Origin of the sequence: Rhizobium sp. TH2, assembly GCF_024707525.1 — a bacterium.
In the GTDB taxonomy this organism is placed as follows: domain Bacteria; phylum Pseudomonadota; class Alphaproteobacteria; order Rhizobiales; family Rhizobiaceae; genus Rhizobium_E.
Genome location: NZ_CP062231.1, coordinates 1969666 through 1994962 on the forward strand (window position 1 = coordinate 1969666; position 25297 = coordinate 1994962).

A 25297-nucleotide genomic window follows, 5' to 3' on the forward strand; every position below is an offset into this window, starting at 1 on the left:
CTTTTCCGCGTATTGTATGAACTGCATCGAGAGCCCTTATGTTTTATTTTTCCCGCTGGAAATCGGTCCTGATCTGGCTCAGCGTCATCCTGAGTGTCTGGTTGGCGACGCCCAACTTCCTGTCGCAGGCGGCTCTCGATTATGTCCCGTCATGGGTGCCCAAGCAGTCGATGACCCTCGGTCTCGACCTTCAGGGAGGCTCCCACATCATGCTCAAGCTCGAGCGCGGGGATATCATTACCGAACGCCGCGAGACACTGCTCGATGAAATCCGCAGCAATCTGCGTCGCGCCGGCATCGGCTATACCGGCCTCGCCGGCAACGGCCAGAGGATCACCTTCAAGCTGCGTGACGCGAGCCAGATCGACGCGACGAAGACCGCGCTCAAGGATATCACCGCCACCGTCAGCGGCGGGCTGACCGGCACTTCGATCACCGAAGTGACCGAGAGCAATACATCCGAAGGCGCCTTCGAATATGACCTGACCGACGGCGGTATCGATTATCGCGTCAGCTCGGCGGTGGCCCAGTCGATCGAAGTCGTCCGCCGCCGCGTCGATGAACTCGGCACGACCGAACCGCTGATCCAGCGCCAGGGCGCCGACCGGATCATCGTCCAGGTTCCGGGTCTCCAGGACCCGCAGCGCCTCAAGGCGATCCTCAACCAGACCGCCAAACTGACCTTCCACCTCGTCGATACCTCGATGTCGGCGCAGGATGCCCTCAATACCAGGCCGCCGGCGACATCAGAGGTCGTCTACACCAACGACGACCCGCCCATCCCGATGCTGCTCGTCAAGCGCGCCATCCTGTCGGGCGAGAACCTCGTCGATGCGCAGCCGGGCTTCGACTCGCAGTCCGGCAACGAACCGATCGTATCGTTCCGCTTTGATTCTTATGGCTCGCAGACCTTCGGGCGCGTCACACAGGAGCATGTCGGCGAGCCCTTCGCGATCGTGCTCGATAACAAGATCATCACCGCGCCGAACATCCGCGAACCGATTCTCGGTGGTTCGGGCCAGATCTCGGGCAGCTTCACCGTCCAGTCGGCCAATGACCTTGCCGTCCTGCTGCGCGCCGGCGCTCTTCCAGCGACCCTGACAGTCATCGAGGAGCGCACGGTCGGACCTGGCCTCGGTGCAGACTCCATCCGTGCCGGCGTCACCGCGGCGATCATTTCCTTTGTCGCCGTCTGCGCCTTCATGACTTTCTTCTACGGCACGCTCGGCGTCATCGCCAACATCTCGATGATCATCAACATCGTGATGATCATCGCCATCCTCTCCGCATTGGGCGCGACGCTCACGTTACCCGGCATTGCCGGTATCGTGTTGACCATCGGGCAAGCCGTCGACTCCAACGTGCTGTTCTACGAACGCTTCCGCGAAGAAGTGAAACAGGGGCGGCCCCTTGTGTCGGCAATGGAGTCGGGGTTCGAGAAGGCGTTCGGCACCATCATCGACGCCAACCTGACGACGCTGATCGCCGCTATTATCCTGTTTTACATGGGTTCGGGTCCGGTGCGCGGTTTCGCGGTGACGCTTTCTATCGGTATTGTCACGACTGTCTTCACGGCCTACACGGTTTCGCGCCTGATGATCGCCATCTGGCTGCGTAGAACCCGTCCGAAGACGGTGCCGAAGGGTGTTCGCACGGCATTCTTCGATTTCGCGCGGATCGGCTTCATGCGCATCCGAAACTGGAGTTTCAGCATCACCGCTGTGTTGACGCTGGCATCCATCATCGGCTTCGCGACGATGGGGTTGAACCTCGGTATCGACTTCACCGGCGGCTCGATGATCGAAATGAAGGCAAGGGAGGGTGCCGCGGACCCCGGAGACATCCGCAACAGGCTCGAAGAATTGGGCATCACAAGCGCGCAGGTCCAGGGGTTCGGTGACCCGAGCAACGTCATGGTCCGCGTGCAGAGCCAGGCCGAGGAAACGGCGGAGCAGAATGTCGTCGCCCGCATTCGCGGCGCCCTCGAAAAGGATTACGAGTTCCGCCGCGTCGAAGTGGTCGGCCCGTCGGTATCGGGCGAACTCGCCGTGACCGGCGCCATCGGTCTCGGTCTCTCGCTCCTCGCCATCATGGTCTATATCTGGTTCCGGTTCGAATGGCAGTTCGCCATCGGCGCCGTCACCGCCACGCTGCATGATGCGATTATGACAGTCGGGCTCTATGTCTATACGCGAATGGAATTCGACATCACGGCGATCGCGGCGCTGCTGACGATCATCGGCTTCTCGCTCAACGATACGGTCGTCATCTACGACCGAATGCGTGAGAACTTGCGACGATATAAGTCCATGCCGCTCGAGGAATTGATCGATCTCTCGCTGAATTCGACGCTGTCGCGTACTATCCTCACGGCCGGCACGACGTTCATCGCGATCCTCGGCCTCGTGCTCTTCGGCGGCGACGTGATCCGGTCGTTCACGATTTCCATGCTGTTTGGCGTGTTCGTCGGCACCTATTCGTCGATCTATGTCGCGGCACCGATGCTGATCTACTTCAAGCTCCGGCCCGACGCGATGTTCAAGGAAAAAGAGGAAGCCAACCAGAGCGGCGCGAAGTCGGCCAAGCCGGTCGTCTGATGGCAGCGGGCATCGTCATCCGCGAACAGCATTTCCCCGGACGTGCGCCGCTGGATGCCTATGGCAATGGCGGCTTCCGTTTCGCCGACATGAGCCATCGCGGATCGATCCTGTGCCTGCCGTCCGGCATCCATGGCTGGGCGGCGACGGAGGCCGATCCGTTGACGGTGGATCTGTTCGAGCGCGCGATTGCCGAAGCGGCCGATATCGAGGTGCTGCTGGTGGGTACGGGCACGACCTTGCGGCCACTGCCGAGGGAATTGCGGGAGCGGCTGAAGGCCGCCGGCATTTCAGCCGACCCCATGTCGACGGGTGCGGCTGTGCGCACCTTCAACATCCTGCTTGCCGAAGAGCGTGCCGTCGCTGCGGCGCTGATCGCGGTGGACGGCTGACAATGGCATCGACCCGGGAGGAAGCCTATGCGGCCTGCCTCGCCACGCTGAGATCCACCGACCTCGATCGCTATCTCGCCTGCCTGTTGGTGTCCGAGGACAAGCGGGGGCCGCTTGCCGCGCTCTACGCCTTCAGCGCCGAACTCGCCCGCATCCGCGACCTGATCCGCGAGCCGCTTCCCGGCGAAGTGAGGCTGCAATACTGGCGCGACCTGATCGAGGGCCAGCCGCATGGCGACAGCCAGTCCAATCCCATCGCGGCCGGCATCCTCCACGCGATCACGGATCATCGCCTGCCACGCTCGGCACTCGCCGCGATGACGGAAGCGCGGATATTCGATCTCTATGACGACCCGATGCCTGATCGGAATGCGTTTGAAGGCTATGCCGGGGAGACCTCGGCGGCGCTCATTCAGCTCGGCGCGCTGATCCTCGACCCCGAAAATGCGAGAGGAGTCTCCGAGCCGGCCGGCCATGCCGGGATCGCCCAGCTGGTGGCGGGCTGCCTGCTCCTACTGCCGATCCACATGCGCCGAGGGCAGGTCTTCATACCGGGCGATATCCTGTCGGCAGTCGGGCTGAATGCGGCGGGTTTCCTGAAGGGAGAGGACAGACAACGCATCGGCGCGGCCTTATCCGCGTTCATAGGCTACGGCCGCGATCATCTCGCCAAGGCGAGGGCGCAGAAATCCTCGCTTGCCGGGGGCACGAAGCTGGCCTTCCTCACAGCTGCCTCGGCCGAACCGGTGTTCAACCGTGCTGAAAAAGCCGGCCTGACTGTATTGGAAAAATCCATCCAGCCGTCCCAGCTTTCCCGGCAATGGAGGCTCTGGCGGGCATCCGGATCGCGGATGTTTTAATACACATTTATTAATTCACGTTTTGCTAACCAACGCATGACTAGAGTGGCACCAAGTTCCGGAATGTCCGGTGGAATGTGCCAATGAGTATTGCGTTTTTAAGACAATCACGGCGGACATTTCTGCCGGTTTTCCTCAGCGTCGCGCTTGCTGCCTGTTCGGGGCCGATGACGCCGCCCGGCAGCATCGATGACGAGACGACGGTGTCGTCGATCGATCCCGTCGATACCACTGACAGCACTCCCAGCACCTATGCCGCGCCGGACAACGCGATCCAGGAGACGACCGACTCCACCGACTATCTCGACACGCCGAACCTTGCCAATCGAGAAAGCCAGCCGCTTCCAAAGATCGACGAAGAACCACTTCCGAAAATCGATGAGGAGCCGCTCCAGCAATCTTCGATCCCCGGAGACGGCGTCAATATGGATACCGCGCTCGGTGTCCAGCAGCCGACGAGCCTCGCCGAGGAACAGTCCGTCGATATCGCCGAGGGCAATGCCACCCAGCCGGTTGTCGATGGCATCGGTACGGATAATCTGACCGAGCGTGCGCCAACGCGCGTCGCCACGGACCAGAGTCTGGATTTCAATGACGCCAGTTCGGCCGACCAGATCACCATGCCCTCGAAGCGTCGCAACGTCGACGAGGAGACCCAGGTCGCCTTCATTCCGCGCACCAGCGATCCGACCGAAGAGGCCGACGGCTTCGCCGAGATGACCTCGGCCGACCGCGCCTGCCGGTCTGAACTCGAGCGAATGGGCGTGAAATTCCAGGAGCTGCCGCCGATCTCCAATGGTCGCTCATGCGGCATTGCCCATCCGATCAAGGTGACCGGGTTCCGGGGCGGTATTCAGCTTAAACCGGCGGCGACGCTCAATTGCTCGATGACGAAGCTGTTCGCCAAATGGGTAAAGAACGAACTGGTGCCGTCGTCGCGCTACCGCTACTTCTCGGGCATCAAGACCATTCACCAGATGTCGTCCTATTCCTGCCGTAAGATGAATTCCCGCTCCAATAATCCGTGGTCGGAACATGCCAAGGGCAATGCAATGGATATCGGCGGCTTCACGCTGAAGAACGGCAAGCATATCGATGTCCGCAAGAAGAGCTTCTTCGCCTTCCGCGAGAAGGGCCTCTTGAAGACGGTGCGTGAGGATTCCTGCAAGTATTTCACCACCGTCCTCGGGCCGGGTGACGCCTATCACGGCGACCATTTCCATTTCGATCTCAGGGCTCGCAAGCGTAACTATCGCCACTGCAGCCTGTGAGAGATGATGAAAATGAAACGGCGGACGACCACTGGGTCGCCCGCCGTTGATTTCTGGCAATGATTGCCGCCGATCAGTCGAACAGCTCTTCCAGGAACGATTTCTTCCGCTTCGGATAGCCATGTCCGTAGGACTGCTCATAGCGCGGATCGTAGCCCTGTTGCTGCGGCTGCTGATAGGACGGTTGCTGCGGATAGCCTTGCTGCTGAGGCGGTGCCGCCACGGGAGCTGCAACTGCGGTCTCACGGGCGCTTTTCTCGATGATCTTGTCGAGTTCGCCACGGTCGAGCCAGATTCCACGGCATTGCGGGCAGTAGTCGATCTCGATGCCCGCGCGTTCGCTCATGACGAGCGAAACACGGCAAGCGGGGCATACAAGACCGGCGTGAGGGGAATTCATGAGAAATCTCCAAATGTCTACAAGGTTAAAGCCCGCGAAGTTCATTCGAAAACGGGCCCTGTCATGCGGTCCGACATCGCCATCACTTAAGGTGAGGGCCAGAGGGGCCCGGTCCGCTCGTCTGATTTACGTGTTGGTCGTGCCATTTTCAAGGCAGTTCGTCATCGGAGACACAACCGGCGAGAATGTAGCCGTACCGCTTTTGTCGCCGGTGAACTTGTCGAGCCGAGCCATGAGGCCTAGGACCGGCCGTTCATAATGAGAATGAAGCCATGCCGCCCCTGTCAGAAATCCTCATGTTCTCCGCCGCGCTCGTTGCCGCCGGCGCGGTATCCGGGTTGCTGGCGGGCCTGTTCGGTGTTGGCGGCGGCGCGATCCTCGTTCCGGTTTTCTACCAGGTCTATGGCCTGCTCGATGTGCCCGACACGGTACGGACCCACGTTGCCGTCGGAACCTCGCTCGCGATCATCGTGCCGACCTCAATCCGTTCATTCCAGGCGCACAAGGCGCGAGGCGCTGTCGATATGCAGGCGCTCAAGGGCTGGGTGATCTGGATACCGCTGGGCACGATCCTTGCCTCGGTGGTCGCGGCCTATGTTTCGGGCGAATTCCTGCGTGTGGTCTTCATGATGCTGATGCTGCTCATCGCGCTCAAGATGTTCTTCAACCAGGAACACTGGCGGTTCGGCACCGAGATGCCCGGCGGCGTCCTTAACGGGCTGGCCGGCGGAACAATCGGCCTGCTGTCCGGACTTATGGGTGTCGGCGGCGGCACGCTGACGAACCTTTGGATGACGCTCTGGAATCGCACTGTGCACCAGGCCGTGGCAACGTCCTCGGGTGTCGGCGTGCTGATCTCGATACCGGGGCTGCTCGGCTATATCTGGGCGGGATGGGGCGACCGCGATTTGCCGCCGTTCTCGACGGGCTTCATCAACTGGATCACCGTCATCCTGGTCATCCCGCTCAGCCTGTTCTTCGCGCCATACGGTGCGCGGCTGGCGCATGCGCTGAGCCGCCGGCAGCTCGAAGTCTGCTTCGCCATTTTCCTGCTGGTGATTTCGGTGCGCTTCGCCGTCAGCCTGTTCTGACCGCAGTCAGTCCTGCAGCTTCATCTCGTCACCGGCGATCGTGAACGAACTGAGCGACGACAGGAAATTCATCCCGAGCAGGCTCTCACTGAGTTTGCCGCGTTCGGCGATGCCGGCGCGGACATTGGTGCGCTTGATGCCGGCGACCTCGATTTCCGGCAGCGTGACATACGCTGTGCGGGCAGGGCCGTTGGCCGTCAGCACCGTATAGGTGAAGTCCATGCCGTTGGGGTTCAGCCCAAGCCGCTCCGCATCCTCGAAGCTCAACGCGATCGTCGTCGCACCGGTGTCGACCATCATCGGGATGGTCACGCCATTGACGGTGCCCTCGGCCTGGTAGTGCCCGTTCTGTCCCATATAGAGTACGGCGGTCTTGAAGCCGTTCTGGTCCGTGATCATGGCTGCGCGGCCCGGGATGAGCCCCGCCGTGAGGCGGGACGCGAAATTCTGCGCATCGGTGCGGAAGACATAGACGGCGGAGAGCACCACCCCGATCAGCAGCCAGATGCCGAGATTGCGCGCAGCCTCACCCCAATTGCGCTGACTTGCCAGTATGCCGCCGCCGACGAGCGCGCCCCACATGGCATAGTAGAGCATATACATGGCATCGTCGCCATCCAGCCGCCCGCTATTGGAAAATCCTGCCGTTATCAGCAGAAGGCCGACGAGGATGACGATGGCCGCGATCAGAAAACGTGACATCAGACCTGGTTCTCCCTTGCCATGCGAGACCGGCGCGTTTCACGCCTCGGCCGGCGTTCGACGCCTTCGAGGCGCTTGGGCAGCACGGCCATGATCTCGCGTCGTTCGGTGCTGGTATAGCTCGTCCACGCCCCGATTTCTTCGCGGGTGCGGCCACAGCCGAAACAGTAGCCGGTGTTGTCATCGATCGAACAGACGAGAATGCAGGGCGATTCCATATTTCACCAGTCAAGCGAGCTTTTAAGCGAATATCGGGTGCCTAGAGCAAAACGGCAAGTATCGAAAGCGACACCATCTCGGTCAATTGTTGTGATGCACCGATTGTGTCGCCGGTATGACCGCCGATTTTCGCATCGATATATTGCGTCGCGGCCCAGCAAGCGAGGCCTGCAGCCGCGATCACTACCACGCCCTCGATGAAGGACGTGGCGCCACCGGTCAACACGAGGCAGATAAGCGCGCCGGTGAAGAGTGCCAACGACGTCGCGGTCTCCTCGGGCATGCCAGCGGAGGCAGCCACGCCATCGCTTCTTGCCGAAGGCAGCAGCGACCAGTGCCACACCATCGCCGCCCGGCTGAGGGCCGCAATGCCGATCAGCGCGAGGCCCGCCTGCGTCGGAGTCAACACCGCGCCGAACACCGCCAGCGCCGAGCCCCTGATCGCGAAGGACAGGATGAGTGCTACGGCGCCATAGGAACCGATGCGGCTGTCCTTCATGATCACAAGCGCGCTTTCCCTGTCGCGCCCGCCGCCGATGCCGTCAGCCGTGTCGGAGAGGCCATCCTCATGCAGCGCGCCGGTCAGGATCACCTGCAGGCCGAGCGCCAGAAAGGCCGCAAGCAGCGGATCGGCATGCAGAGCGAGCAGGACCGCGAACAGTGCCGCCGATGGCAGCGCGATCAGCAGGCCAGCGACGGGAAAGGCGCCGACCGCCCGGCTCAATGTGCCGTCATGGCCGATGAAGTGCCGCGAAGGCACGGGAATGCGGCTCAGGAAGCCGATGCTTCTGGCCACGTCGTCTACGAAATCACTGATCTTCATGCGCCCCCGCACTCCTCCGCGCCGTTTTGCGGCGTAACTATGGTTGCCGCGCCCCGACTCTGCCGATAATAGATGCGGCAACAACTCTTTGGAATAGAATTCGGAGCACGACGATGAGCACCAGCGGACTTCCATTCGACGATTTTCGCGAACTTATCGCCAACCTTCCTGGACCGGTCACCCAAGCGCTCGTCGATGCCCGCCAGCGCGACAGCCAGTTGACCAAGCCACCCGGCGCATTGGGACGGCTCGAGGAGATCGCCTTCTGGCTCGCGGCCTGGAGCGGCCGCAAGCCGGCGGTCACCCGGCCGCTGGTCGCCATCTTCGCCGGCAACCATGGCGTCACCCGCCAGCGGATCACGCCCTATCCGCCTGAAGTGACCAAGCAGATGGTCGCCAACTTCTCGAATGGCGGGGCAGCGATCAACCAGATCTGCGCCGCCTACGATCTCGGCCTTAAAGTCTTCGACCTGGCGCTCGACTATCCCACCGGTGATATCACCGAGGAAGCAGCGCTCTCGGAGCGCGACTGCGCCGCCACCATGGCCTTCGGCATGGAGGCGATCGCCGGCGGCACGGACCTGCTCTGCATTGGCGAGATGGGTATCGGCAACACCACGATCGCCGCTGCGATTAACTACGCGCTCTACGGCGGCACGGCGCAGGAATGGGTCGGGCCCGGCACGGGCTCGGAAGGCGAGGTGCTTCAGCGCAAGATCGAGGCGGTGGAAAAGGCCGTCGAATTGCATCGGGACCACCTGTCGGACCCGCTGGAGCTTTTGCGTCGCCTTGGCGGCCGCGAGATTGCCGCGATGGCAGGCGCCATTCTCGCTGCGCGCATGGAACGCATCCCCGTCATCATCGACGGCTATGTTGCGACTGCCGCCGCTGCGGTGCTCAAAGCCGCCAATCCCGCAGCGCTTGATCACTGCCTGATCGGCCATGTCTCCGGCGAGCCGGGTCATATGCGCGCCATCGACAAGCTCGGCAAGACGCCACTACTGGCACTTGGCATGCGGCTGGGCGAAGGGACGGGCGCGGCACTCGCCGCCGGCATCGTAAAAGCCGCCGCCGCCTGCCATACCGGCATGGCAACATTTGAGTCCGCGGGCGTTTCCAACAAGGATTGAGCGCTCTTACGCGCCAGCCCTGAAACAGTTTGGGCCGGTAGGAAATACCCGATCAAGGAACCAGCGACGCATGGAAGAACCGGAAGCGAAAAAACACGGCCTGGCGCATCTCGTCGCCGCTGGCGGCTATTCGATGGCCGGCTTCAAGCGCGCGCTCGGCGAGTCCGCGTTCCGGCACGAGATGATCTTCTTCGCTGGCGCCATCATACTGTTCGCCGTGATCGGCGCGACACTTGCCGAATATGTCGGCCTGGCGATTATCTTCCTGCTGATGCTGGGTGTCGAGGCATTGAACACGGCGGTGGAGGAACTCGTCGATCGGGTCTCGCCCGAAGTTTCCCGCACCGGCAAACATGCCAAGGATCTGGGTTCGTTTGCGGTCTTCTGTACAATCTCGGCAGCTGTGTTGTATATACTTTGGGTTGTGTTCGCGTAGTAGACGGCACTTGATACGCCATGGATGATCGGGCTTTCCGGGGGGAGAGTTCGATGAATAGCAACCAAAAGACAGATGATAGATCTCGCAGCGCCAATGATTTCTCGGCGATGGGGAAGATTTTCGTATGGCTCTGTATAGTCGTCGCTATCGCCATACCGTTTGCATCCTTTAGTCGTTACGGCGCGGCCTGGATCAATTCTATTGGGTTGAGTTTTACAGTGTTCGCGGCGGCCGCGCTGTCAGGCGGACTGATTGGGTTTATTTTTTCCGTTCCCTATGTGAACAAGATCACTAGGGTATTAGAGCCCGACAGCGAAAAACCAGCGGTGGACGGAGCGCCTAATGCTGCCGTCCTGGAACAACGTCAACCGCTGTTGCGAAGCAACTCCAATCTCGAAAAGATTTCCGAATGGCTCACGACCATGCTTGTGGGCGTTGGGCTGAGCCAGATAAATTATATCTTTGAGGGTCTGAAAAAATTCGGAGAATTCTTTGCTCCGATGGACACCATGAAGATTAATGGCGTCGACGTTGTCGTGGCGCATATGAAGTACGCCGGACCAGCGGTACTGGTGGCCGGCCTGACCATAGGGTTTCTTGGCGTCTATCTGTATACGAGATTGAGGATATCCTATCTCTTTCATCACGTTGAGCGAGAGTTCAACAGCGACAATGGGGCGAACGCGACGCTGACTGTTGAAGAGTCTAAGACCTTGACTTCGATCGCGGAAAAGTCCGCGCTCAAGGAAAGTCCCGGCTTGAAGGTGATGGCATCGACCAACCGGACATCTGTTCGCGACGCGCTCTCCGTCATGACTCAATTGCTGTATGACGTGAAGGGCAAGGGCTTTCTCCAGGCCATCGAAATGGGCAGCGAGCTGATATCGACCCCGGCGGTGTCGGTCCCGAGATTCTGGTTTCTCATGGCCGCCGCTCATGGACAGAACTATACGGACCAGAAGGCCGCGGGCGCGCCGGACGATGTTCTGAAAAAGATCAAGGAAGATGTGTTGTATTCAATCGATAAGACGCTCGAGCTGAATCCGAAATATAAGCCCACGTTTCTCAACATGCTCAACAAGAAAAGCGTCGATAACGATCTCAAATCATTTGCAGATGATGCGGACTTTAATACCCGGCTAAGGTGAACCATCTCAGGCGAAGCTCTTCTTCTTCCGATCGATCGCCTGCATATCCTCGACCGCGGGCACCGACTGCAGCACGCGCTTGGCCGGCAGGATGGCGATCGCCTCGGTGCCTTCGCGCAGGCGCGATTTCAGCAGGAACGAGCCATCGTGCTTGTGCAGCAGCGCCTGCACGATCGGCAGGCCGAGGCCGGTGCCCTGCTCGGCGCTCTTGATGGCGATCGAGCCCTGACCGAAGGCCGAGAGCACGACGGGAATTTCCTCCTCGGGGATGCCCGGCCCATCGTCCTTGATCGAGACATATTGGCCGCCGGACGCCGTCCAGCCCACCTTGACGACCACTTCGCCTCCCTGTGGGGTGAACTTCACCGCATTTGAAAGCAGATTGAGGATGACCTGCCGGATCGCCTTCTCGTCGGCCCAGAGCGATGGCATGTCGGGTTCGAATTGGTCGGCGATCTGGATATTCTTGGCGCGGGCGCGAAGCTGCACCATGCCGATGCAATCCTCGGTGATATCGACCAACTGGATCGATTCCTCGTTGAGCTGGTAGCGTCCCGCTTCGATGCGCGAAAGGTCGAGAATCTCGTTGATCAGGTCGAGCAGATGCTGGCCCGATGCGTGGATGTCTTGAACATATTCCTTGTAGGTCGGGTTGTTGAGCGGCCCCATGACCTCCGTCGCCATCACCTCCGAGAAACCGAGGATGGCGTTGAGCGGCGTGCGAAGCTCATGCGACATCGAGGCCAGGAAGCGGGACTTGGCGAGGTTGGCCTCTTCCGCGCGGCGGCGGGCTTCGTCGGACATCGAGTTCGCCACTTCAAGCTCGGCGATCAGGTCATCCTTTTCCGACTGGAAGGACAGCAGTTTGACGTTGGAACTGTAGAGCCGGTCGGTCATGAAGGCGAAGAAGGCAAGCGTGGCGGTGAACACCGCCGTCAGTGCGACATCGAGCGGATCGCGGTCGATAAGGGACGCCACCGCCAGCGCCAGCACCACTGGCGCAAAGGTGAACAACGTTGCGCCGCGCAGCATGAACATCGCGAACGACGTAGCCGACAACGCGACGAGCAGCGTGGCGCCCTTGAAGAAGAAGAAATAGCTCGCGCCGCATTGGGTGCAGCCCTTATAGGCGAACCATGCCCAGCAGACGCCGGCGACCAATTGGCCCGCGATCAGCCGCCGACGCCATTTCGCGGCATCCTCGGCGGAATTGTTGCCCTTCCGCGCCTGTCTGGCCAGCAGAAGGTTCGCGGAATGCACGCACAGCGAAGCAAGCATCCAGGGAAAGAGGTTGAGATCGCCGTCGAAATAATTGGCAGTGAGGCCGACGATCATGATGAGGAGCGGCATGATCGCCGCGCTCTGCTGCACGGCCGCGAGATGGAGATCCATCATTTCGCGTTCATAAGTGCTGATCGCCTGGCCGGACGTCTGCAGGCGTTCCCGCGTATCCTTGACCGCCTTGGCCGTGTCGCGGTTCTTCGAGGCGCGCGAGCGGTAGACGATGATCTTGTCTGGCGAGGAACTGGCGCTCTTACTCATGATACGATACTGAAATCCGCACAACACGCTTGCGCCGAAGAATAGCGGCCAATGATTAAGAAGATGCTTCCGTGATAAGGCTTTGTTTGCCATGACGGCGAAATGCTTCCCGCCTGCACCGGAGAAAATAACATTTGGAATCAATGGTGTGCGGCGGAAACTTCAGAAAGACGGCTTTTGACTGTGCGATAACGACATGAAGTCCGACGGCAACATACGTTTACCAATCGGCCAATCTGGTCCTGCTGAAATCGACAGGCTTTTGGCCGAAATCGCCGCCTGTCGCATCTGTCGCGATGCGGCCGTCAAGCCTCTGCCGCATGAGCCGCGTCCCGTCGCCAGATTGTCCGCCACCGCCCGTATTTTAATCGCCGGCCAGGCACCGGGTTTACGGGTGCAGGAAACCGGCATTCCGTTCAACGATGCGTCGGGCGATCGGCTGCGCCAATGGCTGGCCGTGGACCGCGACCAGTTCTACGATCCCTCGAAATTCGCGATGCTGCCGATGAGCTTTTGCTTTCCCGGCTACGACGCGCATGGCTCCGACCTGCCGCCGCGAAAGGAATGCGCGCCGCTTTGGCGGGCGCGGGCTATCTCGTCGATGCCGCAGGTCAGGCTCATCCTTGCGGTGGGCGGCTATGCGCAGGCCTGGCATCTGGGCAGCGGCGCCCCGAAATCGATGACCGACACTGTGAGGAACTGGCGCTGCCATCTCGAGGCCGGCCTGCTGCCGCTGCCGCATCCCAGCTGGCGCAATACCGGTTGGTTGAAGAAAAATCCGTGGTTCGAGGCGGAGTTGCTGCCGGAACTCCGCGCGCAAGTTTTGCGGTGGATTTCTTGAAACGGCTTTCCCTTTTTTCCAAAGATTCATATATGAGAGAGAAAATTATTTTACCGGAGGCATGAAATGGACCGGCTCGACAGAAAAATCCTCAGACTTTTGCAGGAGGACTCGACGCTTGCCGTGGCCGACGTCGCCAAGAAGGTGGGGCTCTCCACCACGCCCTGCTGGCGGCGCATCCAGAAGATGGAAGAGGATGGCGTGATCAAGCGCCGTGTCGCCCTGCTCGACCCGATCAAGGTCAATACCAAGGTCACGGTTTTCGTCTCGATCCGCACCAATGCCCACTCCATCGAATGGCTGAAGCGCTTCTCCGAGGTTATCGCCGAATTTCCTGAAGTGGTGGAATTCTACCGCATGTCGGGCGATGTCGATTATCTCCTGCGCGTCGCCGTGCCCGATATCGCGGCCTATGACGCCTTCTACAAGCGCATGATCGCCAAGATCGAGATCCGCGACGTCTCCTCGGCCTTCGCCATGGAGCAGATCAAGTACACGACCGAGCTGCCGCTCGACTACATGATGCTTGAGCAAGCCAAGAGCATGGAAGACTAGGACTAGGCGGGGCGCTTCTGGCGCCCTGACCTGCCGCTTGCGCTCAGCGGCCAGATATCAGCGTCCGATCTTCGCCATCGCTTTCTCGCCCGACAGTTCCTTCACCGCATCCTTGCCGATCCAGCGCGAGGTCTTGTCCCCGCTCGCAGCGAGCCTTTCGGCTAGAGCAAGGGCAGGGGCGTGGCAAGTTGCATTGCGCTTGCCGATCTGCCGCAGCGCCCAGTTGACAGCCTTCTTGACGAAATTGCGCGGGTCGGTCGCGTATGTCTCGATTAGCGGCAGCCAGTTGACGAAGGTGGCGTCCGGCTCCTTCTTCATATGCACGGCACTCCATGCCATCATCGCGAAGGCCGCGCGGCGTACGAACTCGCGCTCGTCTTCGGCGAATTCTGTCAGAAGTTGGTCTTGAAGCCCGGCGTCACAGAAGAGGTCAGAGACGCCATCGACAATTTCCCAGGAGTTGAAGTCCGAGGCCCAGACGCGGGCAATGTCCGCCGTAATCTTCTTTGGCTCGCCGGTGAAGGCGGCCAGCAGGCGCGCTTCGCGGATGTCGCTCGCCCAGAGCGCCAGCGCGCGCACATGGTCACGCTTTATCTGTCGGGCAATCGACCGGAGTACCGTGTTGGAAATCCCGAGCGCAGTCCCGGTGTCGATGCCAAAGCGGCCCATGCCCTCGATATTGGCCTCATCGCGCATGCCCTTGAGATGCGCGATGATCTCTTCCGATGTCGAGGACGGGCCGAGCGTCATTTCTTTTCAAGGCGCGCCAGCAGCGAGGACGTATCCCAGCGCTTGCCGCCCATCTGCTGCACATCGCCGTAAAACTGGTCGACCAGCGCCGTGACCGGCAGCTTGGCGCCGTTGCGCCGCGCCTCGTCCAGGCATATGGCAAGATCCTTGCGCATCCAGTCCACGGCGAAGCCGAAATCGAACTTGCCCGCGTTCATCGTCTTGTGGCGATTGTCCATCTGCCATGAGCCGGCGGCACCCTTGCCGAGCACGGCCATCAGTTCCTCGACATCGAGGCCCGCTCGCTTGGCGAAATGCACCCCCTCCGCAAGCCCCTGCACAAGGCCCGCGATGCAGATCTGGTTGACCATCTTGGCAAGCTGGCCGGACCCGGCCGGACCCATCAGTCCCACCATCCTTGCATAGGCGTCGATCACCGGCCGTGCGCGTTCGAATACGTCAGGCTTGGCGCCGCACATCACCGTCAGCACGCCGTTTTCGGCACCCGCCTGGCCGCCTGAAACCGGCGCATCGACGAAATGGCAGCCCCTGGCGGCGCAAGCGGCTTCGAGTTCGCGCGCCACATCCGCGCTTGCAGTCGTATTGTCGATCAGCGTCGCGCCCGGCTTCATGCCGGCTATGCAGCCTTCGTCCCCTATCGTGACCGACCGCAGATCGTCATCATTGCCGACGCAGGTAAAGACGAAATCGACGTCTTCGGCTGCATGTGCCGGCGTGGTAGCGACCAGCCCGCCATATTCGGCAGCCCAGTTGGCGGCTTTGATGGCCGTCCGGTTGTAGACGGTGACATCGTGCCCGCCCTTGACCTTGAGATGACCCGCCATCGGGTAACCCATTACGCCCAGACCGATAAAGGCAACTTTTGCCATGCGATATGCTCCTCTTTTCCAACGACGGTTTATTGCAATGGCGGCGTGGCGAAAAGAGGCTAGCTTGTCTGTCTGGCATTAAATGATAGGATTGGGGTATAGGAGCCCGATATGACGAAAAATGCTCGACTCATCCTCGATATTGACGCCGATCTTCACGATGCTTTTCTCGCGGCAGCGGAAGCAGAAAATCGTCCTGCGTCCGATATCGTGCGGGATTTCATGTCTGACTACGTTGGTTCGCATGAGAAGCCCGATGCTGAGTACTGGGCTTTTGTCGAGAGAAAGGTCGAGGCGGCCCGTAAATCGCTGAGGGCTGGCAAAGGACTGTCGAATGCTGAAGTCGAGGCAAAATTCGCCGCCAGGCGTGCCGCTATAGCCAACAAGAATGCCTAGATAAGATGGTCGGAAGAGGCCGAGGCCGATCGCGACGATATCCTGGCTTACATTGCCGAAGAGCATCCTGAAGCAGCGCTGCGCATGGACCAGCTCTTTGCTCGAGCTGCCAAGCGATTGAGTAGTTTCCCCATGCTTGGCCGTCTTGGCGAGGTGGCAGGCACGCGTGAATTCGTGCCGCACCCCAACTACCGTCTTGTCTATGAATTGATCGACGACGAGATCTGGATATTGACGCTCGTCCATGTCGCGCGGCAATGGCCGCCAGTCATGGATTGAATTAGACTAAAATCTTGCGCGCCACCACCAGATGTCCCGGTATCGGCTCTCCGTCCTCAAGCCGCACTGTTATGCCGCCAAGTTCGGCCACCTCGAAGCCTGCCGAGGCAAGCACCTTCCTGACATAAGACTCCGCATGCGCGAAACGCTGATGCGGGCCGACCATGAAGTCGCGGCCGTTGAGCACAGCGTCGGGAAGCGTTTCGGACGAGAATAAGAACAGGTCGCCTTTTTCAAGGTTGTCGGCGACGCCGAAGAACAATTCTTCGAGGAAGCCGACATAGGGGAGCACGTCGGTGGCGGTGACGATGTCGAAGGGGCCGTCCTCGTTGTCCTCAAGGAAGTCGGCGGCCTCGGCGACGTAAAGCGTCTCGTAGAGGTCCTTTTCGTGGGCCATCTCGACCATCTTCTCCGAGAGATCCAGCCCGACCATCTCGCCGCAGATATCGCGCAACGCTCCACCCGTCAGCCCGGTGCCGCAGCCGAGGTCGAGCAGCTTCTTGAAGGGACCAAGTTTCAGCGTATCGATGCGTTCACGCACCATCAGCGGCACGCAGTATTCGAGCTGGTCGACGAGAATGTCTTCGAAGGCTGCCGCATGCTGGTCGAACAGAGTTTCGACATAGGCGTCCGGCGCCTTCGGTGGCGCGTCGCCGAGACCCATTGACGCGATGCGTACGGCAGCACCGCCATGGTCTTCGGGATCAAGCGCCAGCACCTTCTGATAGGCCTTTGCGGCCTTGTCGAAATCGCCGGCCTTTTCAAGCGCGAGCGCTTCGTTATAGGCGGCGGCCAACGCCGTCTCGTCGATCTTCTTCTTTTTCTTCGCCATCGCCCAAGCCTTCGTCACCCGTTTGCGCGGGTCATAGAGACGAGCTGGGTCAAATGCAACGGTCAGTGAAGGATGAAGTCGCCCTTCAGCGCCCGCCACTCGGTCGGCGAGATCAGTTTCCAATGCACGTAGCGCACTGAGTGCAGCGGCCCCTCGATCTTCTCCTTCCAGAACTTCAGGAAGGATTTCATCTCGGGAAATTCCGGGGCCAGATCGTAGTGTTGCCAGATGAATTTCTGCAGCAGCGACTGGTGGTCCGGCATGCGATAGAGGATTTCGGCGGTGGTCAGTCCATAGCCCTTGAGCCGCATTTCCATATCATTTGTCATGGCAACCTCGTCTTGGTTGATTGCGTGAACATGACAATGAAACGACAACAACCTTAACCGAGCATTAACTATAGGCCCGATATATGGCATGCTCGCGGCATGCCTACCTCTTGAGATGGCGCGTCAGCCGTTTTTCCAGCGCATTCCAGACGTTGCGGAGTAGCTCGACGACCGAGAGGTAGAGGATCGCGGCCCACAGATAGATCTGGAAATCGAAGGTGCGGGAATATGCATATTTGGTTTCGCCCATCAGGTCGAAGACGGTGACGACCGCGACGATCGCCGAGCCCTTCACCATCAGGATGATCTCGTTGCCATAGGGGCGAAGCGCCACCATCAAGGCCTGCGGAAGAATGACCTTCAAGAACGTCGGGATTGCATGGATGCCAAGAGCCTTGGCGGCTTCGCTCTGGCCGCGCGGCACACTGAGGATAGCGCCCCTCAGGATTTCTGCCTGATAGGCGGCGGTGTTGAGCACGAACGCGAGCAGCGCGCAGTAATAGGCATCCTTGAAGAACCACCACAGTCCGACGCTTTCGAAGGCATGCTTGAAACTGCCGAGCCCGTAATAGATCAGGAACACCTGCATGATCAGCGGCGTGCCGCGAAACAGATAGACATAGCCATAGGCAATCGAGGACACGATGGACGATGCGCTCATACGTGCAAACGCGATGGGTAACGAAAGGATTGCGCCAAGGACAAGCGAGGTTCCGACCAGTTTCAGCGTCAGCCCGAGGCCCCAGAGCATGCGGGGACCATATTTGGCGAATTTGTCGCCACTGAAATCCGTGACCATCCAAAAGGCGAGACCGGCGAACAGGGCAAGCCAGATTGCCATGAAGATGATTCCGGCGAGGCGGCTCGCCGTGAACGCCTTGAGGCCAAGTGGTGGCGGCGCCTGTGGTGGGATGATTGCTTCGGCGATACTCAATGTCGTACCTCCGCGCGCCGGGCCTTGGTCTCGATCCATGAGAAGATGAAGGATGACAGGATCGCCAGCACCAGGAACAGGATGCACGCAAGGCCATAGAAGAAGAAGGCTTGCTTGGTAACTTTGGCGGCGATTCCGCTCTGGCGCAGGATGTCGGGCAGGCCGATCGCCGAGACCAGTGCCGTGTCCTTGAGCAGCGTCATCCAGAGATTGCCGAGCCCTGGCAGTGCGATGCGGACGAGCTGCGGAATAATCACCAGCCGCATTGTCTGCCCGCGGTGCAGTCCAAGTGCGTCTCCGCCTTCGTACTGGCCGTGCGGGATCGCCTTGAAGGCCGACTGCAGCACTTCCGAGCAATAGGCCGAGAAGACCACGCCGATCGCGACCATTCCGGCAATGAACGGATTGATCGCCACGGGCTCCGTGCGTCCGAACGGCCTGAGCGCTTGCTCGAGGATCAGCGGCAGGCCGAAATAGATGATGAAGAGTGTCAGAAGTTCGGGCAGGCCGCGGAAGATCGTCGTGTAGATGTCGCCGGCGGAGCGAAGGAAGGGTTCGTCGCTCTGTTTGGCGAGCGCAATGAAGAAGCCGATCACCAATCCCAGAGGAAGCGTGCAGATCGCGAGGCTGGCGGTGACATAGAAGCCGCTGGCCACATCATCGCCCCAGCCCGTGTCGCCGCAGGCAAGAACGCCATTTGAAAAGAAAAGCTTGAAAATGCCGACGGGGCCGCAAAGAGGGTCGATCGTGGTCAGTATGGGATGAAGCACGGCCCAGATCGCGCCGGCAATCGAATCGAGGACGCCCCATAGCGGCGCCAGAAACGATGCGTCAGTCTCCGCCGCAACGGTGACTTCACTCTCCATGCTTTCCCCCGTCCTGTTCCCGGACTTGTATCTTTTATCTCAAACAAAAACGGCGGAAGGGCAACCCTTCCGCCGTGCATTTATGACGATATGCGCGGATTATCCGCCATAGACGTCGAAGTTGAAATACTTCGCGTTGATTTCCTTGTATTTGCCATTGTCGCGGATCGCCTTGATCGCGGCATTGAACTTTTCGCGCAGCGCGTCGTCGCCCTTGCGCACGGCGATGCCGGCACCTTCGCCATTGATCACGGGATCGATCGGCAGCGTGCCGAGAATCTTGCAGCAGGCGCCGTCCTCGCTCTTCAGCCATTCCGAGAGCACCACGACATCGTCGATCACCGCATCGACGCGGCCGTTGACGAGGTCGAGTTTGTACTCCTCGGCGGTCGGGTAGAGCTTGAGTTCGGCCTTCTTCATATGCGCTTCGCCATAGTTCGAATGCGTGGTCGAGGCCTGGGCGCCGAGGATCTTGCCGTCGAGACCGGCTTCGGTCGCCTCGGTGATAGCAGAATCCTTCGGCACGGCGATCGCCGGCGGCGTGTTGTAATACTTGTTGGTGAAGTCGACCTTCTCCTTGCGTTCCGCCGTGATCGACATAGAAGCCGTGATCGCATCGAATTTCTTGGCCTGGAGCGCCGGAATGATGCCTTCCCAATCCTGCGCCACGAAAGTGCATTCGGCCTTCATTTCGTCGCAGAGCGCCTTGGCGATATCGACATCGAAGCCGGTGAGGGTGCCGTCGGCCTGGAGATTGTTGAAGGGCGGATAGGCGCCTTCCGTGCCGATCACGAGCTTGTCGGCGGCAAGCGTTGCACCAGCAAACGCACTCATTACGGATACGGTGGCTGCAAGGGCGAGACGTTTTGTCAGTCGCATTTTTCTTCCCCTAGTGTTGTTCCGGCCCATTCTTGTTTTAGCAGGTGCCGGTAGGCTCGCGGACGAATTCACGCGCGCAGGCTGAATATTCCTACGGTTCCCGCCACAAATGCAACAGGAAAGGCGCGGTCGTTACAAAATCTTTGCGGAAGCTTGTCAATGAGTCTGAACCCCATGTGAACCGCTGATTCAGGCGCGGTAAATACGGAACCAAATAGAAACGGCACCGTTCCCAACGGCTGGGACCACAAAATAGCCCTCAAACTGGGCAGGGTCTGGCCGGGATTCGAAACATAACGAGAGGACAACCCCATGGCTTTCAAGACAAGGCTTCTTGCCACGGCCGCGATACCCTTCATGGCGCTTGCGGGCTACAGCCTGCCGGTGTCGGCCGCGATGATCAAGCCGGCTGCCGAAATCCAGACTCAAAGCCCATTCATCGCCGTCCAGAGCGAAGAGGAAGAAGTAGTTCCGAAGAAGCGCCGCAAACAGCAGGAACAGCAAGACGGCGCTCAGGAGCAGGTAACTGATCCGGCCAATGCCGAGGCTGTTGAAGAGCCGGTTCGCAAGAATCGCAAGCAGCGCAAGCAGGCCGAAGAGCAGCAGACGCAGGAAATGCAGCCGGCCGATAACGCCGAGGCTGTTGAAGAGCCCGTTCGCAAGAACCGCAAGAAGCAAAAGCAGGCTGAAGAGCAGCAGACGCAGGAAATGCAGCCGGCCGATAATGCCGAGGCCGTAGAAGAGCCGGTTCGCAAGAACCGCAAGAAGCAGCAGCAGACTGAAGAACAGCAGGCGGACGAGGCCCAGCCGGCGGACAATGCCGAGGCTGTCGAAGAGCCTGTTCGCAAGAACCGCAAGAAGCAGAAGCAAGCCGAAGAACAGCAGATGGACGAAGCGCAGCCTGCGGACAACGCCGAGGCTGTGGAAGAACCCGTTCGCAAGAATCGGAAGAAGCAGCAGGCCGATCAGGGTGTGTCCGACGAGGACATCGTCAATCAGAGCAAGCGCAAGAAGCAGGCCCAGCAGGATGACCAGACTGAAGAGCAGAACGCTGCCGACACCGAGGAACCGGTGCGCAAGAACCGCAAGAAGCAGCAGCAGGCTGACGACGCCCAGCAGGCCGAGGACGGGCAGCAGGACGCCAAGCCTGCCGGCGAAGTGACCGACGAAGACATCGTCAACATGAGCAAGGACCGCAAGAAGAAGCGCGACCGTGCCCAGGCCGAGACGCCCGAAGCGATCGAGAAGCGCGAGGAAGTCGCCAAGGATCCGTCCAAGACCACCGACACCGTCGTCCTGCCGGTCGAGAATGGCGCTGCCGTGCTCGACAGCGACAAAGACGCCGACAACAGCGGTGCCAACCGCGAGCGCCGCAAGCGCCAGCGTGAGCAGGTCGAGGAAGTCCGCGTGCCGAAGTCCGACAAGGATGCGCAGAACACCGACGTCAAGATCGTCATCAAGAACGACATCGACGTCAAGGGTGAGCGCATCGACGACTTCCGTGGCTACCGCCGCGATGACGGCAAGATCATCGGCAAGGGCGACGACGTGCGCGTGGTCTTCGACCTCGACGGCAAGATCGTCATCCGAAGCGATGATCGCAGACGCCTCGGCCGGGATGGAGATATCCGCTACGAGCGTCTCCGCGACGACCGCATCAAGGAAATCGTCATTCGTCCGAACGGCGACCGGATCGTCACCATCCGCAACCGTTGGGGTGAGATCATCCGCCGCTCGCGCATCGACAACCGCGACGTCGAGATCGTGATCTTCTATTCACCCGATCTCGAGCGCGGCCGCGATCGCCTCTACCTGCGCGACGCCGGCGACGAACTGCCGCCGATGCGTCTCGGCATCCCGGTCGAAGACTATATTGTCGACGTGTCCAGCGATCCGGACCGCGACTATGACGAGTTCCTCTCCGAGCCGCCGGTCGAGCAGGTCGAGCGTGTCTATTCGGTCGACGAGGTGAAGAACTCCGCGCGTATCCGCGACAAGGTGCGCCGTATCGACCTCGATACGATCACCTTCGACACGGCCAGCGCCGAGATTTCACGAGACCAGGCCAAATCCCTGAGGAAGGTGGCGGAGGCGATCGGTGCCATCCTCGACCGCAATCCGGGCGAGACCTTCCTGATCGAGGGCCATACCGATGCCGTGGGTTCCGACGAGTCCAACCTCGTCCTGTCCGACGAGCGCGCGGAATCGGTGGCAAGCGTGCTGTCGGAACTCTTCGAGATACCGGCCGAGAACCTTGTGACCCAGGGTTACGGCGAGCGTTACCTCAAGATCGATACCGATGAGGACGAGCGCGAGAACCGCCGCGTCACCATCCGCCGCATCACGCCGCTGGTACGTCCGGCGGAAGTGTCCGAGAACTGATCGGCACAACGATTGGCTTGCGAGAACGCCGGGACTGATGTCCCGGCGTTTTTGTTTGCGCATGTCGGAGGCAGAGTTTCTCCAACTCGCTGCCGGATATGGCATGCTTTGGACGGATGGGAGGGCTTATGTTCAGGCGCCGGTAACCACGTTTGCGCTTCTTGGCGGCTTTCCACAGCATTATGGTATGCTGACACGTTCAAATTTCGCGCAAGCTTCGGACTTTAAGAAGATGCGGAAATCTTGAGAGTCGGACATGACCCTGCTGTTCTGGTTCATCGTGTTGTCGGTGTTTCTCGGCTTCTTCTTCTGGGCGACCAATCTGCTCAGGACGGAAGCCGACGGAGAGCGATTCGACGCTGGCCTGGCGATACTTGAATTCGGCCGAGCCTATCCCGACGAGGCGATCCGCCATGTCCTGATGTCCGCGGATGGCGAAATGGTGTTCCTGCGCCTGTGGACCGGCCGCACCGGCGTCATGCGCCGCAATGGCAAACGAGACCTTTGCCACCTGATCGATCCCTCCGAGCTGCGGCTATCCGCATCCCAGGACGGCAAAGCGTTGACGATCGAGTTCCCCGGCATGAAGGCCCTGAGCGGCACGTTCGAGTTCCGCTCACAGAAGGAGGCCGCCGAAGTGTCGCTCTGGATCCTCGGCAGCGTCAGCGCCGCTATTCAGCCGGAATTCCAGCTTCCAAGTCACGCCTGACCGGTGCCGGCGGCAGGCCGAGCCATGCGCGGCAATCCTCGAGCGCCCGTTCAGCCACCAGCTGCTTCTTCGCAGCCGTCTTTTCCTTGCCCCTGAAACGCTTGCCATTGTCGGGGCGCGTGATCGCGCCGGGTGGCAGTTCCGGGAAAAGTCCGAAATTGATGTTCATCGGCTGGAACGAGCGCTTGCCCGGCTCGTCATCCGAAACGAGATGTCCGCCGGTAATGTGATTGAGCAATGCGCCGAAGGCGCTGGTGACCGGCGGAAGCGCCAGTGGCTCACCCAGTCGCTCGGCGGCGGCGAAGCGCCCCGCCAATAGCCCGATACTCGAGCTTTCGACATAACCCTCGCAGCCGGTGATCTGGCCGGCAAACCGCAGCCCCGGCCGCGACTTGAGCTGCAGGCTCGTGTCGAGCAGAACCGGCGAATTGATATAAGTATTGCGATGCAGGCCGCCAAGACGCGCGAACTCGGCATTCGCCAGGCCCGGAATCATCCGCAGGATCTCGGTCTGCGCGCCATATTTCAGCTTCGTCTGGAAGCCGACCATGTTGTAGAGCGTGCCGAGTGCATTGTCCTGCCTGAGCTGTACGACGGCATAAGCCTTGACGGTGGGGTTATGCGCATTGGTCAGGCCCATCGGCTTCATCGGGCCGTGGCGCAGCGTCTCCGGCCCGCGCTCGGCCATCACCTCGATCGGCAGGCAGCCGTCGAAATAGGGCACATGCTCCCAATCCTTGAACACGGTCTTGTCGCCGGCGATCAGCGCGTTGACGAAGGCCTCGTATTGCTGACGGTCCATCGGGCAGTTGATATAGTCCTTGCCAGTGCCGCCCGGCCCGACCTTGTCATAGCGCGACTGATACCAGGCCACGTCCATGTCGATCGAATCGCGGTGGACGATGGGCGCGATCGCATCAAAGAAGGAAAGCGAATCGGCGCCGTTCTCGCGGGCAATCGCTTCGCCCAGCGCGGGCGCGGTGAGGGGCCCCGTGGCGATGATCACTTTGTCCCATTCCGCGGGTGGCAGGCCGGTGATCTCCTCGCGCACGACGGTGATCAGGGGATGCGCCATGACCTTGGCCGTCACGGCCTCGGCAAAACCCTCACGATCGACGGCGAGCGCGCCACCAGCCGGCACCTGGTTCGCATCGGCCGCCGCCATGATCAGCGATCCGGCGAGCCGGAGTTCGGCATGCAGCACGCCGACGGCATTGGAGGTCGCGTCATCGGAGCGGAAGGAATTGGAGCAGACAAGTTCGGCCAGGTTGTCGGTCTTGTGGGCATCCGTCATGCGAAGCCCACGCATCTCGTGGATGATGACTGGAATGCCGCGGCTTGCGATCTGCCAGGCAGCTTCCGAGCCGGCCAGGCCACCGCCGATGATATGGATAGGAGAGGGTGCTTTCGTCATGGGCGGGCTATTAGCACCAAATCGTTGCTAGACCAATCCCGCTGGCAAGGCCCGGAATCGAAAACGCCGCCTGGGAGGGGCGGCGTCTTAAAACGTTCTCACGCAAATCCCTTAGCGGAAGGAGCGGGCCGCAATGTTGCGGATCTGGTAGCGGTTGACGCCGATGTCGTTGAGCGTGTCGTTCGACAGGTTGGAGAGCTCGGACAGAGTGCGGCGATACTGGACCCAGTTAAGGGCGATACGAAGCGGGTTCATCGGTGTTTCCTCTTTAGACTTGATTTGCTCCGGCTTTTTGCCGTGCTTCAAACTTGACGTCGTTATACGCGCATATAATTAGATTGTGCAGTGCAAATAATATGCACCTGCTATGCGTTTAAGCATGCGTCGCACAGAAAACAGGCCGAGATGAAAATCGCGCCATAGGTTAACGCCTCAAGGAACTGAAAAAGTAGGGTTTCTTCGAAGTTGGACGAGGCAATCGGGCAGGGCGCAGATTGGCCGGCGAGCAGTCTCGATCGCGTTCGCACGTGCAGCATTGTCGACTTGCCTGCAGACAACAAAAAACCGCCGGATTGCGCCGGCGGCTTTTCTGTCTTGGGAGGACGTGTTGGTTTGGGGATCAAATCCCCGCATCGATCCCCCTCAAGG

The 25297-nt window shown here is 60.3% G+C and carries 28 protein-coding genes; 14 read left to right on the forward strand and 14 right to left on the reverse strand.

Annotation, left to right across the window (positions count from 1 at the left end):
* The first annotated feature begins 38 nt into the window (after positions 1-38).
* From secDF to IHQ71_RS09930, 4 genes are all read left to right on the forward strand, one after another.
* Entirely contained in the window at positions 39-2597 is a 2559-nt protein-coding gene (gene secDF, locus IHQ71_RS09915; protein ID WP_258161804.1) for a protein translocase subunit SecDF, read from the forward strand.
* On the forward strand, positions 2597-2989 hold the full coding sequence (locus tag IHQ71_RS09920) for an Mth938-like domain-containing protein (RefSeq protein WP_258161805.1): 393 nt from the start codon (positions 2597-2599) through the stop codon (positions 2987-2989). The genes secDF and IHQ71_RS09920 overlap by 1 nt, the downstream gene beginning before the upstream one ends.
* Before the next feature lie 2 nt (positions 2990-2991).
* A complete protein-coding gene (locus IHQ71_RS09925) occupies positions 2992-3849 on the forward strand; it encodes a phytoene/squalene synthase family protein (RefSeq protein WP_258161806.1) in 858 nt (285 codons plus the stop codon).
* An 83-nt stretch (positions 3850-3932) separates the two neighbouring features.
* Positions 3933-5120, forward strand: coding sequence for an extensin family protein (locus tag IHQ71_RS09930; RefSeq protein ID WP_308737936.1), 1188 nt, complete (start codon positions 3933-3935; stop codon positions 5118-5120).
* 73 nt (positions 5121-5193) lie between these two features.
* On the opposite strand, the gene IHQ71_RS09935 is transcribed toward IHQ71_RS09930, so the two are convergent.
* A complete protein-coding gene (locus tag IHQ71_RS09935) occupies positions 5194-5520 on the reverse strand; it encodes a zf-TFIIB domain-containing protein (protein WP_258161807.1) in 327 nt (108 codons plus the stop codon).
* Between the two features lie 272 nt (positions 5521-5792).
* On the opposite strand from IHQ71_RS09935, the gene IHQ71_RS09940 reads away from it, so the two are divergent.
* The gene (locus IHQ71_RS09940; RefSeq protein ID WP_258161808.1) at positions 5793-6611 is read left to right on the forward strand and encodes a sulfite exporter TauE/SafE family protein; all 819 of its coding nucleotides are present in this window, start codon (positions 5793-5795) and stop codon (positions 6609-6611) included.
* Between the two features lie 6 nt (positions 6612-6617).
* Here the strand turns inward: IHQ71_RS09940 and IHQ71_RS09945 are convergent, their stop codons facing one another.
* Genes IHQ71_RS09945 through IHQ71_RS09955 form a run of 3 tightly spaced genes read right to left on the reverse strand, consistent with a single transcriptional unit; the run spans position 6618 to position 8355 of the window.
* Entirely contained in the window at positions 6618-7313 is a 696-nt protein-coding gene (locus IHQ71_RS09945; protein ID WP_258161809.1) for a TIGR02281 family clan AA aspartic protease, read from the reverse strand.
* Positions 7313-7531 (reverse strand): DUF1289 domain-containing protein, encoded by a 219-nt coding sequence (locus IHQ71_RS09950; RefSeq protein ID WP_258161810.1) that lies wholly within the window; start codon positions 7529-7531, stop codon positions 7313-7315. The genes IHQ71_RS09945 and IHQ71_RS09950 overlap by 1 nt, the downstream gene beginning before the upstream one ends.
* Before the next feature lie 41 nt (positions 7532-7572).
* Entirely contained in the window at positions 7573-8355 is a 783-nt protein-coding gene (locus IHQ71_RS09955) for an adenosylcobinamide-GDP ribazoletransferase (RefSeq protein ID WP_258161811.1), read from the reverse strand.
* 113 nt (positions 8356-8468) lie between these two features.
* Here IHQ71_RS09955 and cobT point away from each other — a divergent pair, with 113 nt between their 5' ends.
* The 3 genes from cobT (at position 8469) to IHQ71_RS09970 (ending at position 11072) form a co-directional block, all read left to right on the forward strand.
* Positions 8469-9485, forward strand: a complete 1017-nt coding sequence (cobT, locus tag IHQ71_RS09960; protein ID WP_258161812.1) for a nicotinate-nucleotide--dimethylbenzimidazole phosphoribosyltransferase — start codon at positions 8469-8471, stop codon at positions 9483-9485.
* A 70-nt stretch (positions 9486-9555) separates the two neighbouring features.
* Positions 9556-9921: a diacylglycerol kinase gene (locus IHQ71_RS09965; protein WP_258161813.1), complete on the forward strand. Its 366-nt coding sequence runs from the start codon at positions 9556-9558 to the stop codon at positions 9919-9921.
* 53 nt (positions 9922-9974) lie between these two features.
* Positions 9975-11072: a hypothetical protein gene (locus tag IHQ71_RS09970; protein WP_258161814.1), complete on the forward strand. Its 1098-nt coding sequence runs from the start codon at positions 9975-9977 to the stop codon at positions 11070-11072.
* A gap of 6 nt (positions 11073-11078) precedes the next feature.
* Here the strand turns inward: IHQ71_RS09970 and IHQ71_RS09975 are convergent, their stop codons facing one another.
* Positions 11079-12614 (reverse strand): HAMP domain-containing sensor histidine kinase, encoded by a 1536-nt coding sequence (locus IHQ71_RS09975; protein WP_258161815.1) that lies wholly within the window; start codon positions 12612-12614, stop codon positions 11079-11081.
* A 196-nt stretch (positions 12615-12810) separates the two neighbouring features.
* On the opposite strand from IHQ71_RS09975, the gene IHQ71_RS09980 reads away from it, so the two are divergent.
* Both IHQ71_RS09980 and IHQ71_RS09985 read left to right on the forward strand, forming a co-directional pair.
* Positions 12811-13455 carry a uracil-DNA glycosylase family protein gene (locus IHQ71_RS09980; RefSeq protein WP_258161816.1) on the forward strand — a complete coding sequence of 215 codons (645 nt, stop codon included), beginning with the start codon at positions 12811-12813 and terminating at the stop codon, positions 13453-13455.
* A 66-nt stretch (positions 13456-13521) separates the two neighbouring features.
* Complete coding sequence (locus tag IHQ71_RS09985) at positions 13522-14010, forward strand: Lrp/AsnC family transcriptional regulator (RefSeq protein WP_258161817.1); 489 nt, start codon at positions 13522-13524, stop codon at positions 14008-14010.
* Between the two features lie 57 nt (positions 14011-14067).
* Here IHQ71_RS09985 and IHQ71_RS09990 read toward each other — a convergent pair whose 3' ends face one another.
* Positions 14068-14760: a DNA alkylation repair protein gene (locus IHQ71_RS09990; protein ID WP_258161818.1), complete on the reverse strand. Its 693-nt coding sequence runs from the start codon at positions 14758-14760 to the stop codon at positions 14068-14070.
* Positions 14757-15629, reverse strand: coding sequence for an NAD(P)-dependent oxidoreductase (locus tag IHQ71_RS09995; protein WP_258161819.1), 873 nt, complete (start codon positions 15627-15629; stop codon positions 14757-14759). The genes IHQ71_RS09990 and IHQ71_RS09995 overlap by 4 nt, the downstream gene beginning before the upstream one ends.
* Before the next feature lie 111 nt (positions 15630-15740).
* Here IHQ71_RS09995 and IHQ71_RS10000 point away from each other — a divergent pair, with 111 nt between their 5' ends.
* Complete coding sequence (locus IHQ71_RS10000; protein WP_258161820.1) at positions 15741-16025, forward strand: antitoxin of toxin-antitoxin stability system; 285 nt, start codon at positions 15741-15743, stop codon at positions 16023-16025.
* A gap of 51 nt (positions 16026-16076) precedes the next feature.
* Positions 16077-16304 (forward strand): type II toxin-antitoxin system RelE/ParE family toxin, encoded by a 228-nt coding sequence (locus IHQ71_RS10005; RefSeq protein ID WP_374990014.1) that lies wholly within the window; start codon positions 16077-16079, stop codon positions 16302-16304.
* Position 16305: 1 nt separating this feature from the next.
* Here the strand turns inward: IHQ71_RS10005 and IHQ71_RS10010 are convergent, their stop codons facing one another.
* The 5 genes from IHQ71_RS10010 to IHQ71_RS10030 form a co-directional block, all read right to left on the reverse strand.
* A complete protein-coding gene (locus tag IHQ71_RS10010; RefSeq protein ID WP_258161821.1) occupies positions 16306-17136 on the reverse strand; it encodes a methyltransferase domain-containing protein in 831 nt (276 codons plus the stop codon).
* 62 nt (positions 17137-17198) lie between these two features.
* Positions 17199-17465: an usg protein gene (locus tag IHQ71_RS10015; protein WP_258161822.1), complete on the reverse strand. Its 267-nt coding sequence runs from the start codon at positions 17463-17465 to the stop codon at positions 17199-17201.
* Positions 17466-17568: 103 nt separating this feature from the next.
* Positions 17569-18399, reverse strand: a complete 831-nt coding sequence (locus IHQ71_RS10020; protein ID WP_258161823.1) for an ABC transporter permease — start codon at positions 18397-18399, stop codon at positions 17569-17571.
* Entirely contained in the window at positions 18396-19265 is an 870-nt protein-coding gene (locus tag IHQ71_RS10025; protein WP_258161824.1) for an ABC transporter permease, read from the reverse strand. The genes IHQ71_RS10020 and IHQ71_RS10025 overlap by 4 nt, the downstream gene beginning before the upstream one ends.
* A 99-nt stretch (positions 19266-19364) precedes the next feature.
* Positions 19365-20144, reverse strand: a complete 780-nt coding sequence (locus tag IHQ71_RS10030) for an ABC transporter substrate-binding protein (RefSeq protein WP_258161825.1) — start codon at positions 20142-20144, stop codon at positions 19365-19367.
* Positions 20145-20456: 312 nt separating this feature from the next.
* Here IHQ71_RS10030 and IHQ71_RS10035 point away from each other — a divergent pair, with 312 nt between their 5' ends.
* Positions 20457-22526 carry an OmpA family protein gene (locus tag IHQ71_RS10035; RefSeq protein ID WP_258161826.1) on the forward strand — a complete coding sequence of 690 codons (2070 nt, stop codon included), beginning with the start codon at positions 20457-20459 and terminating at the stop codon, positions 22524-22526.
* Positions 22527-22782: 256 nt separating this feature from the next.
* A complete protein-coding gene (locus IHQ71_RS10040) occupies positions 22783-23235 on the forward strand; it encodes a hypothetical protein (RefSeq protein ID WP_258161827.1) in 453 nt (150 codons plus the stop codon).
* On the opposite strand, the gene trmFO is transcribed toward IHQ71_RS10040, so the two are convergent.
* Together trmFO and IHQ71_RS10050 are read right to left on the reverse strand one after the other, a co-directional pair.
* Entirely contained in the window at positions 23198-24649 is a 1452-nt protein-coding gene (gene trmFO, locus IHQ71_RS10045) for a methylenetetrahydrofolate--tRNA-(uracil(54)-C(5))-methyltransferase (FADH(2)-oxidizing) TrmFO (protein WP_258161828.1), read from the reverse strand. The genes IHQ71_RS10040 and trmFO overlap by 38 nt on opposite strands.
* 111 nt (positions 24650-24760) lie before the next feature.
* On the reverse strand, positions 24761-24904 hold the full coding sequence (locus IHQ71_RS10050) for a DUF1127 domain-containing protein (protein ID WP_258161829.1): 144 nt from the start codon (positions 24902-24904) through the stop codon (positions 24761-24763).
* Between the last annotated feature and the right edge of the window lie 393 nt (positions 24905-25297).

Excerpts from the sequence above, each read along its gene's own strand:
- secDF (WP_258161804.1), top strand. The coding sequence starts at position 39 with ATGTTTTATTTTTCCCGCTGGAAATCGGTCCTGATCTGGCTCAGCGTC.
- IHQ71_RS09920 (WP_258161805.1), top strand. The coding sequence starts at position 2,597 with ATGGCAGCGGGCATCGTCATCCGCGAACAGCATTTCCCCGGACGTGCG.
- IHQ71_RS09925 (WP_258161806.1), top strand. The coding sequence starts at position 2,992 with ATGGCATCGACCCGGGAGGAAGCCTATGCGGCCTGCCTCGCCACGCTG.
- IHQ71_RS09930 (WP_308737936.1), top strand. The coding sequence starts at position 3,933 with ATGAGTATTGCGTTTTTAAGACAATCACGGCGGACATTTCTGCCGGTT.
- IHQ71_RS09935 (WP_258161807.1), bottom strand. The coding sequence starts at position 5,520 with ATGAATTCCCCTCACGCCGGTCTTGTATGCCCCGCTTGCCGTGTTTCG.
- IHQ71_RS09940 (WP_258161808.1), top strand. The coding sequence starts at position 5,793 with ATGCCGCCCCTGTCAGAAATCCTCATGTTCTCCGCCGCGCTCGTTGCC.
- IHQ71_RS09945 (WP_258161809.1), bottom strand. The coding sequence starts at position 7,313 with ATGTCACGTTTTCTGATCGCGGCCATCGTCATCCTCGTCGGCCTTCTG.
- IHQ71_RS09950 (WP_258161810.1), bottom strand. The coding sequence starts at position 7,531 with ATGGAATCGCCCTGCATTCTCGTCTGTTCGATCGATGACAACACCGGC.
- IHQ71_RS09955 (WP_258161811.1), bottom strand. The coding sequence starts at position 8,355 with ATGAAGATCAGTGATTTCGTAGACGACGTGGCCAGAAGCATCGGCTTC.
- cobT (WP_258161812.1), top strand. The coding sequence starts at position 8,469 with ATGAGCACCAGCGGACTTCCATTCGACGATTTTCGCGAACTTATCGCC.
- IHQ71_RS09965 (WP_258161813.1), top strand. The coding sequence starts at position 9,556 with ATGGAAGAACCGGAAGCGAAAAAACACGGCCTGGCGCATCTCGTCGCC.
- IHQ71_RS09970 (WP_258161814.1), top strand. The coding sequence starts at position 9,975 with ATGAATAGCAACCAAAAGACAGATGATAGATCTCGCAGCGCCAATGAT.
- IHQ71_RS09975 (WP_258161815.1), bottom strand. The coding sequence starts at position 12,614 with ATGAGTAAGAGCGCCAGTTCCTCGCCAGACAAGATCATCGTCTACCGC.
- IHQ71_RS09980 (WP_258161816.1), top strand. The coding sequence starts at position 12,811 with ATGAAGTCCGACGGCAACATACGTTTACCAATCGGCCAATCTGGTCCT.
- IHQ71_RS09985 (WP_258161817.1), top strand. The coding sequence starts at position 13,522 with ATGGACCGGCTCGACAGAAAAATCCTCAGACTTTTGCAGGAGGACTCG.
- IHQ71_RS09990 (WP_258161818.1), bottom strand. The coding sequence starts at position 14,760 with ATGACGCTCGGCCCGTCCTCGACATCGGAAGAGATCATCGCGCATCTC.
- IHQ71_RS09995 (WP_258161819.1), bottom strand. The coding sequence starts at position 15,629 with ATGGCAAAAGTTGCCTTTATCGGTCTGGGCGTAATGGGTTACCCGATG.
- IHQ71_RS10000 (WP_258161820.1), top strand. The coding sequence starts at position 15,741 with ATGACGAAAAATGCTCGACTCATCCTCGATATTGACGCCGATCTTCAC.
- IHQ71_RS10010 (WP_258161821.1), bottom strand. The coding sequence starts at position 17,136 with ATGGCGAAGAAAAAGAAGAAGATCGACGAGACGGCGTTGGCCGCCGCC.
- IHQ71_RS10015 (WP_258161822.1), bottom strand. The coding sequence starts at position 17,465 with ATGACAAATGATATGGAAATGCGGCTCAAGGGCTATGGACTGACCACC.
- IHQ71_RS10025 (WP_258161824.1), bottom strand. The coding sequence starts at position 19,265 with ATGGAGAGTGAAGTCACCGTTGCGGCGGAGACTGACGCATCGTTTCTG.
- IHQ71_RS10030 (WP_258161825.1), bottom strand. The coding sequence starts at position 20,144 with ATGCGACTGACAAAACGTCTCGCCCTTGCAGCCACCGTATCCGTAATG.
- IHQ71_RS10035 (WP_258161826.1), top strand. The coding sequence starts at position 20,457 with ATGGCTTTCAAGACAAGGCTTCTTGCCACGGCCGCGATACCCTTCATG.
- IHQ71_RS10040 (WP_258161827.1), top strand. The coding sequence starts at position 22,783 with ATGACCCTGCTGTTCTGGTTCATCGTGTTGTCGGTGTTTCTCGGCTTC.
- trmFO (WP_258161828.1), bottom strand. The coding sequence starts at position 24,649 with ATGACGAAAGCACCCTCTCCTATCCATATCATCGGCGGTGGCCTGGCC.
- IHQ71_RS10050 (WP_258161829.1), bottom strand. The coding sequence starts at position 24,904 with ATGAACCCGCTTCGTATCGCCCTTAACTGGGTCCAGTATCGCCGCACT.